The organism is Alishewanella jeotgali KCTC 22429 (assembly GCF_000245735.1).
In the GTDB taxonomy this organism is placed as follows: Bacteria; Pseudomonadota; Gammaproteobacteria; order Enterobacterales; family Alteromonadaceae; genus Alishewanella; species Alishewanella jeotgali.
The window spans coordinates 1-7,721 of record NZ_AHTH01000056.1 but is presented as its reverse complement, the minus strand read 5'-3'; the positions used below and the strand labels follow the sequence as shown (position 1 = coordinate 7,721).

Here is a 7,721-nt window from a genome sequence, read left to right as displayed (position 1 = left end):
GGCTGGCTTTGCTTGTTAGCAGCCCACACCGGACTTGCGCGGCTTGCCGCACTGGCAAACCCGAACAACGGCACGGCTGCTATTAATTAAAAACTAACCGGGCAACTGCGATACGGCGAGCCGACCAGAACCTGTAAAACTGTTAAGCGAAGCCACGAAGAACAACGCTACCGCCACAACCGTTTGCAGCAGACCGACAAACTGGCGAACTTAACCTTTTGGCGCAGCCGCTAAGAAAACCAAACGCGAGCAGATCCGGAACAAAACGACTGATTAAAACCGTTAAAACCCGAACACCTGCTAACGCCCAAATTTAGCGCGGAAAGCCGCGCAGCGGGTTGACGTCGCAGCCAGCGCTTTTTGCTGGCGATAATATTTGTTTGTTAGGGCCGACAACCACCTCAATCGTCCGGCCTACTATAAATATCTAAGCTTAAGACTATTCTCCGTTGGCCAAGTGCTAACATGATTTCAGGTGATAAGCTCAAGCCATCATTCCAGTTGCCCATAAACAAGCCGCAGAACATATCAACTTTATAACTTTGGCAGAGCCCTTCCCAAATGGTTAAGTCATTTGTTAACTGGGATAAAATTTCCTCAATCTGAGCGTTTAGATCTTCAGGTTCTCTCTTTTCAGCATGTAAATGCCAGCTACCTGTTTTGGCAATCCGCACCTTTCCGCTGGTTTTGCCGACCTCTTTATCACCTTTCTTTTTACTTTTAGTTGGTTTAGCCCCAAGCAGATTCGATACATCTTCAGGTATTAAATCATCCCCGAAGATTCGTAGAGTTGCTTGTGAATGCTCAAGTACACCCATAAAAGGCCCTAACGCAAAGCACAGCGGCGCGAGTTTACGAGCGTCCGGCGGCCTTAGGCCGCGAACTGATGCGCCTTGTTAGGCGTACAACTCCGCTGGCAACCAGCCAATACCATACAAGCCAGGCCATGACCGAAAGAAGCCAACCCAAGGTATTTGGCGTTGGCATTCCCCAGCCAGATAGGCCCCGTTTTGCAATACAGGCAAGCCCGTATGGTGCAAAAAGTAAGGAACTGCAAGCGCTGTCACAACGAAGCCCTCCAATGGCGTATCCACAAACGCCGTCGTGAATACAGCAAGCACCAAAAATAGCGCATGCAGAGAGCATATGGCGACCCAGATCCATAAAATGCGGTATTTTGTTGGTTGAGTCATCAGTAAGCCTAACGCTGAGCTTAGCGGCGACCTTGTAATGGAGGCGAAGCCGCAATGAAAAGGGCGTCCGGCGGCCATCGGCCGCGTACTACAGCGACTGGTTAGTGGCAGGTAATGACGCTGCCTGCTCCCTGGCACTGACCGTGACGGCCCACTCTGTAACCCGGCACTGGCATGAACCGATGCACTATGTTTGAAACACCGCCAACGGTGCGGTGAATGAACCTGAACTCAAAAGTAGCAGATCCAGACCGAGTTTTCGGCGGACAGCCCCACACGGCGAATACCGAAACCACTACCAACACCACCGGTTGCCGAAGCAACCAAACCGGACACAGATTCTGACGGCCTTGGTGCTGACCAATTTTGCGGGTTTGGCAACCTGGCCCGCCACCAAGGCCACTGGCACGCCGCAGCCAAAAGGACCGAGGCCCCAGCCACTAACGCCGTGCTTTGCGGCTGGTTTGGAGCGCAGCGGAAAACCAGTCCGAAACAGCGCCTTGTTATGTGCTAAATTGCACCGTAATCTTGAGTTTTAAGCCTATGCGTCTCTGCCCAAAACAACAAAAGAATAAGCATGGACAAAGCCGCTAGTATACAAGCTACACCTGTTGAACCGATGTTATAGATAGCATTGCCTAACAAAGACACAATTTGACCACGCCAACCACCACCTGTCCCAAACCATTTACTATCCCAGCCTGGATGTAGAAACATAGCGAACATAAGCATAAAAGACGAAACCAACCAGATGCCAGAATTAACTAACCTAGCGTAAACCATTGCCTTACCTTTGATGCCCGCCATGATGCCAAAAAGAACAAAGCAAATGAAAAATATGAGCGCTAGTAACTTAGCTTGAGCTACGAATTGTGACTCGCCAATAGCAATAAACACAATAAAGCCGAGACTTGATAATACGATTAAGACAATAGTTACAAAGCGTATAATTTCACTGAAATGGCTAGATCGTGAGGATTTAACAGTTGCAAAAATATGCCTAGCTTTGCTCTCATCTAACCCAGAAGAAATTAAAAGCCCTACTATTTCATCTTCACTTTTTCCTTGTTTAATCTGATCGTTCACGATTTCAACAAGTTTCATTAATGGATCTTGATTCGTCAATTAACTCTCCTTGGCACATAACGCTTAAAGCAGCGGAAAACAAAAGTGTAGCGGAGCGGAGCTTTTGGTTTTCCGCTGCCTTTACTTGTTAGCTTTTTGATACCGGTACCGAATAAGTAGCAACAACGTGCGCCACCGGTTCAGCAAGACCTTCCGAATATAAAGATACCTCTCCGACCACAAGGCTCTTTCCTATCTTTAATAATGAGCAACGCCCGATAATATCCCGATCGGAAGACGGCTTACGCAGGAAATTAATGTTGAGACTGGTCGTTACAGCAAGCGGCACCAAACCTAATTCACCCAGGATAGCTACGTAGAGTGCCACATCGGCAACTGCCATCAATACGGGACCGGAGACCGTACCGCCAGGACGGAGTTCTTCAAAACCGATACGATGCCTAACCGTAGCGCCACGCGAACCGATCTCCTCGACCGTACACTTTGTTTGAGGAAACTCCGTTTTTAAGAACTCTGTAATTTCTTCTTTGGAAACCACGTTTGGACTCCGGCGAAAGCTAACGCATTGCTCACCGGAAAATTGGGAGCGCCAGCGAGTAATTTTTCCGGTGCAGTAACTTGTTAGCAGCAAACACCACACTTTCGCGGCTTTGCCGCCACGCGATGTTGACCGAAGCCACTGCACTCATAAATTAAAAACTAACCAGCCAAGTGTGATACAACGAAATGGCTGGAACCTTAAAACTTGCTACAAGCGGAGTAAATGAACCAGAGAAACAACGCTACCGCCCTCGCCGCCAGCGACTAACCCACAAACTGGCGGACTTTACGTTTTGGCTTTACCGCTAGGAAAACGAAACGCGAGCAATGCCAGAATTAAAACACGTACTAACCATTACATTTTGAAAGCTGCTAACGCCCGCCACAAACGCGAGCAACTTGTTGCGAGTCGAGCGCCCAAAGGGCGCGTTTTTGATGGCGATTGTTATGCCCCAACGCTGGCCTCTATAAACTGCGAAATTGTTTGCTCTGATCTTTTATTACCTTGTAACCATTCAACTAACCACTCGGTAATGCGCTCACCTTTCATGGGAATAAACTGACCTGGTGTTGGTTCATCTATCCACTCTAATTGCCGCACTAAAACCAGCGGTTGCTCAGAGCCTGTAGTGTTATCAGAAAATTCTTTTGCAGCCTCAAACGAAGAAAACGCGTAGTAGTAAATTTCGCCATCAAACTCATCCGGTGCGCCAAGCCAAGGACGACACCAAACACGATATTCAAGCACATCATCATAGAAGTAACCGCCGCCAGACTTCGTCTCCGCCGGATATTCGCCAACCATTTTTTCATCTACTGCAATTGGAAAATTGCTCATATCTCTCTCAAGGCATAACGCCCCGCGCATGCGCGCGAACTTGTGAGCGTCGCAGGGGCCGCAGGCCCCGAATGCCGCGGTTTGTTATAAATTTACATTCCTCCCCAAGTGCCTTTTTTTATGTAAACGGCCGTACCATTTACATAAAATGTATATTCAGGCCTCATGAAGATATTTGCCTTAAGCTGAACTTTAACAGGAATATTATTTTTTAATGTACCACTTAGGAAACGCGTGCATCCCAATATGCCATTTTTAGGTGTCGACACGAGCTGATCCTGGAGCTCGCCATTAACATGAAGCTCAAGCTCCGTCGTATAAAGATCTTCTTTCAGTCTCCCAAAAATCTCAATACGTTCATCGCCCTCTGTAATCATTATATGCTGTGACGTGAAAGCCAATGTCTTCTCCCTGAATATTTATAACGCAGCGCTCTGGGGCAAACCGAAGCGCAGCATAGGTTTGTCCCTAGCAGCGCCTTGTTAAGCATAATTTTTCTCGGAATGAGCTCTATCTGCTTGATCGAGGCAGTACTTATTAACTCTGTACAGCACATCTTGCCTATGCAGCGCTTCTTTATCTTCCTGGTCTATTTCTTTTCCAAGCTGCTTTGCCTTATCGATCAATGATTCATATCTTTCTAGCAAGGTCTCATGAACTCTTAGAATTTCTCGTCCCGGTGCTGTTGCCCTAGTATAGCTTTCAACCTTTCTGAGCTTGTTTTGCGAACAGTGAGCCTGCCTTCCACGAAGTAAAAGCGCGACATGAGTCACTGCTTCTTGATATATCGCACGCGGATCACTTTCATCTGCCTTTACGATAGTTGGTAATGGCACCGTTTCCTCATGCGTCCGAGGAATAGGTATATCGTTGGGCATCAACATTTCTCGAGGAACCGAAAGGTTCAGTGATCTCTGCTTTATGCTCTCATCACTAAATGACGCACCAGCGAGCTTGTGAGCAAACTCGTTTCTAATTCCTCGGATGCCGTGTAGCATCATCCTCTCATTTTCTGAGATTATTCCAAATCTATACGATAGGTTAATCCTGGAGCTAAAAGTACTTAAGGGACCATTCCCAGAAAAAAGTTCTTTGTTATTTTTGGAAGTATCTTCAACTAGATACTCAAGAATAATTTCTCTGAGAAGCTCGTCAAGATAGGATGCACCAACTATAGCTGCTGCCCTATCAGAGTCGCCTTTGAACTCTTCTTCTAAAATTTTCTGATCTTCGAGCATATTCATTTTCATCTTCATCTTAACGCTTAACGCAAAGCACACGGGCGACGAGCCGCGCAGCGGGTTGACGTCCCAGCGGCCGCAGGCCGCGAGTGATGCGCCTTGTTAGGGATTTGCTGAATGCTGCTGTTTAATTTTTGCATAACAAAACTCACAAACAAGACTGAAATTATTAAATGCTCTGAATGATTCCGTCATTTCACCTTCGTTAAGAAAAAACTCCTCACAAGCACCACACCAAGCTTGCAAGTCATCAGGCTCGGAGCTGTTTTCTACAAAACCCAAAACACCTTCTGTTTTTTGCAACAAATGACAGCAAACTACAGCAGAGTTTACTGTGCCATGTGTACCGCATTTGACGGTTGGATTATCGGTCTGAGCCATCATCATCCCTAACGCTTTGCTAATTGGCTGCCGCAGCGCAGCGTAGGCAGTCCAGTGGAGGCCACGTTTTTTTGTGGCCGGAACGAAATTAAGCAATTTGTTATATAGCCTTGCGTAACCAAAGCAGGTGCAAAACTATATGAATTAGTAAAAATAAAGCTGGGCATAAAAACAAATAAACCTCAAACCAGCCACTACCAAGTTTAAACATTTCACCGTCGAATTTAACACCTGACCAATAGGTAAATCCCAGAGCCAAGAAGCCTAAAATAAGAAATACCAACCGTGTCTTATGATTAAGCTTTAAACCCCAACTTACCGAAGTTAAAGCAATATAGCCAGCAATCCCAAATAGTGAAGTCAAAATCCATTTAAGGCTAAATGTAATAGGTAAATCAAAAATGCTACCTACCGCGCCAATTAAAGCGAAGCATGCGAGTACAACCAGCAAAGTTGATGGCACCCAGGCAAGGACAGTTGTTAACCCAATTAGTAGATTTCTCATAAGTTTCTTAGGCTATATAACGCAAAGCACACGGGCGACGAGCCGTGCAGCGGGTTGGCGTCCCAGCGACTGAAGGGAGCGAGTGCTGCGTATTGTTAGGCATTTTTCATCTTACTCATTTGTTTTACGGGGTCACCACTACCGGTGTCTCCTGTTTTAGCTTCAAAATCTTTTCTAAACGCCAAGCACTGTTCGTATAACTCACCAAAACCTAGAGCTTTGGTTGTAGACATTACCGCTAAAATACCACGATAGGCATAGTCCCAATAATTGTAAGCAAACTCTTGTTGGCGTTCAGTACCAGGCATTCCTTTCAAGAAGTAACGCAGAGGATTACCACCAACCATTTCTATAAGATGTACTGAGCTACCATGAACGTAGCCACTATAAGCTTGGCTTATTGTTCTAAGGTTTTGCTGATTATCGGATGAGTTTAAGATTTCTTTCCCATTATTAGCTATGACAGCATGGATTTTTTTACGAGGGATGGTTGGCCGATTTTGTGTCGATAAAAAAGCGCTATCTGGAACATCAAATTCTTCTTGGTAAAAATATTCAAGGTACATTTTATGTGTTTCAGTGAATTCGCCACCTGTTTTAGGAATACATAGAAATCTAATATCGTCACCGATTTCATCAAGGGTACGGAACATTACACCTACTTCTTGTGTATAGCCGTGTTCTAAAAGTAACCTAGCCGCATTAAGACTAGAAAGGTATCTAGCTAGCTTTTGAATTATTGCTGTTTCAATTAATTGCTCGGTGTAGCGTAGACATTTTTCCCCTCCGATTTCGACAATGTGAGGCGAAGGAACGTGCTTTTCCATATAGTGAAAACATTGTTCTAAATAATCACTCACTTGTTGATAGATAACCATGACCATCCTTGATGCCTAACGCCCGCCACAAACGCGAGCAACTTGTTGCGAGTCGAGCCGCAAAGCGGCGTTTTGATGGCGTTTGTTATGCATTTTCTCGGTAGCCTTTCTGCCAGCGCTTTGGGTAAATACCTTTAAAAGCGATATTTATAAATTCGTCTTTACTAATGAGTCCTTTTTGGCACTTAATTCCGTAGTAAATAAAAGCTGATAAAACACAAAATATGTACAAACAGAAAATAAGCGTTAAAAGGCAGCTTGCGAACATAAACATAACTATCGTTTGATCATACTGCCGGATAGGAATATCAGTGGCTATACCAAAGAACGATGAAATATATTGGAAAAGGTAAAACGCTAATACTCCACCCAGTATGCAACCGAAACCGCCGACTCTCGCTGATTCAGCGTAGAAATGAGGTTTTAAGTTTAACTGACTTTTAATTGCCCGAATCACTATGTGATTACCTCAAAATGCATAACGCCCCGCGCATGCGCGCGAACTTGTGAGCGTCGCAGGGGCCGTAGGCCCCGAATGACGCGGATTGTTATGTTCGTGGTTGTTTGTACGCATAATATTTGAAAAACACAGCCTGAATTAAAGCAAAGAAACCGTATATTGCTGCAACTTCGATTACCCCAAAAACTAAGAACAGTAAACAAAAAAATAGGACTGCGGCAGTAACATACCAAAAATAGCTACCTCTGCTGTACTTACAAATTAACCAGTGGACAGGAAAACCAATTAATAGCCAGCCAACCAGTGAAAATAGTAAATAAACCCCCATAAACAAAATGGCAAACATACTGAGCCCAGAAAGGCTATCAAAATCATTCGGAAAGCCCATTTCGTAAATTGCATACAACAGCACAAAAAAAGCTGTCAAAAACACGCTTTTAAAAACTGCTGAATCCCATCTACCTAAATTCATTAGCTATTCTCGAAGAACATAACAGCTTTGTAGTTTGGAGCGCACCTGCTTTCCAGCCATGTAAACGCCCTTCTATCTTTTGTAAATGATTTAACCCTATCTAATAACATACCGTAAATCAACAGAT

The 7,721-nt window shown here is 44.9% G+C and carries 11 protein-coding genes; all 11 read right to left on the bottom strand.

Translation table 11 applies throughout. The features are described 5' to 3' along the window. Window positions 1–401 precede the first annotated feature (401 nt). Window positions 402–818 carry a DUF4279 domain-containing protein gene (locus AJE_RS17215; RefSeq protein WP_008951921.1) on the bottom strand — a complete coding sequence of 139 codons (417 nt, stop codon included), beginning with the start codon at window positions 816–818 and terminating at the stop codon, window positions 402–404. Between the two features lie 78 nt (window positions 819–896). Next, entirely contained in the window at window positions 897–1,193 is a 297-nt protein-coding gene (locus AJE_RS17210) for a hypothetical protein (protein WP_039928981.1), read from the bottom strand. A 510-nt stretch (window positions 1,194–1,703) separates the two neighbouring features. Next, the gene (locus AJE_RS17205) at window positions 1,704–2,318 is read right to left on the bottom strand and encodes a hypothetical protein (RefSeq protein ID WP_008951920.1); all 615 of its coding nucleotides are present in this window, start codon (window positions 2,316–2,318) and stop codon (window positions 1,704–1,706) included. An 88-nt stretch (window positions 2,319–2,406) separates the two neighbouring features. Further along, window positions 2,407–2,817, bottom strand: coding sequence for a PaaI family thioesterase (locus tag AJE_RS17200; protein ID WP_008951919.1), 411 nt, complete (start codon window positions 2,815–2,817; stop codon window positions 2,407–2,409). Window positions 2,818–3,264: 447 nt separating this feature from the next. Beyond that, on the bottom strand, window positions 3,265–3,657 hold the full coding sequence (locus AJE_RS17195; RefSeq protein WP_008951918.1) for a hypothetical protein: 393 nt from the start codon (window positions 3,655–3,657) through the stop codon (window positions 3,265–3,267). Between the two features lie 92 nt (window positions 3,658–3,749). Then, complete coding sequence (locus AJE_RS17190; RefSeq protein WP_039928979.1) at window positions 3,750–4,034, bottom strand: hypothetical protein; 285 nt, start codon at window positions 4,032–4,034, stop codon at window positions 3,750–3,752. A 105-nt stretch (window positions 4,035–4,139) separates the two neighbouring features. Next, a complete protein-coding gene (locus AJE_RS18030) occupies window positions 4,140–4,913 on the bottom strand; it encodes a hypothetical protein (protein ID WP_050858403.1) in 774 nt (257 codons plus the stop codon). Window positions 4,914–5,000: 87 nt separating this feature from the next. After that, on the bottom strand, window positions 5,001–5,285 hold the full coding sequence (locus tag AJE_RS17180) for a hypothetical protein (protein ID WP_050858404.1): 285 nt from the start codon (window positions 5,283–5,285) through the stop codon (window positions 5,001–5,003). Between the two features lie 94 nt (window positions 5,286–5,379). After that, entirely contained in the window at window positions 5,380–5,784 is a 405-nt protein-coding gene (locus AJE_RS17175; RefSeq protein WP_008983325.1) for a hypothetical protein, read from the bottom strand. Between the two features lie 95 nt (window positions 5,785–5,879). Continuing rightward, window positions 5,880–6,662, bottom strand: a complete 783-nt coding sequence (locus tag AJE_RS17170) for a hypothetical protein (RefSeq protein WP_008951913.1) — start codon at window positions 6,660–6,662, stop codon at window positions 5,880–5,882. A 548-nt stretch (window positions 6,663–7,210) separates the two neighbouring features. Next, window positions 7,211–7,594, bottom strand: a complete 384-nt coding sequence (locus AJE_RS17160; protein WP_008951911.1) for a hypothetical protein — start codon at window positions 7,592–7,594, stop codon at window positions 7,211–7,213. Between the last annotated feature and the right edge of the window lie 127 nt (window positions 7,595–7,721).

What these genes read in the sequence shown, in the direction of transcription:
- AJE_RS17215 (WP_008951921.1), bottom strand. Translation starts at nt 818, where the DNA reads ATGGGTGTACTTGAGCATTCACAAGCAACTCTACGAATCTTCGGGGAT.
- AJE_RS17210 (WP_039928981.1), bottom strand. Translation starts at nt 1,193, where the DNA reads ATGACTCAACCAACAAAATACCGCATTTTATGGATCTGGGTCGCCATA.
- AJE_RS17195 (WP_008951918.1), bottom strand. Translation starts at nt 3,657, where the DNA reads ATGAGCAATTTTCCAATTGCAGTAGATGAAAAAATGGTTGGCGAATAT.
- AJE_RS17190 (WP_039928979.1), bottom strand. Translation starts at nt 4,034, where the DNA reads ATGATTACAGAGGGCGATGAACGTATTGAGATTTTTGGGAGACTGAAA.
- AJE_RS18030 (WP_050858403.1), bottom strand. Translation starts at nt 4,913, where the DNA reads ATGAAGATGAAAATGAATATGCTCGAAGATCAGAAAATTTTAGAAGAA.
- AJE_RS17180 (WP_050858404.1), bottom strand. Translation starts at nt 5,285, where the DNA reads ATGATGATGGCTCAGACCGATAATCCAACCGTCAAATGCGGTACACAT.
- AJE_RS17175 (WP_008983325.1), bottom strand. Translation starts at nt 5,784, where the DNA reads ATGAGAAATCTACTAATTGGGTTAACAACTGTCCTTGCCTGGGTGCCA.
- AJE_RS17170 (WP_008951913.1), bottom strand. Translation starts at nt 6,662, where the DNA reads ATGGTTATCTATCAACAAGTGAGTGATTATTTAGAACAATGTTTTCAC.
- AJE_RS17160 (WP_008951911.1), bottom strand. Translation starts at nt 7,594, where the DNA reads ATGAATTTAGGTAGATGGGATTCAGCAGTTTTTAAAAGCGTGTTTTTG.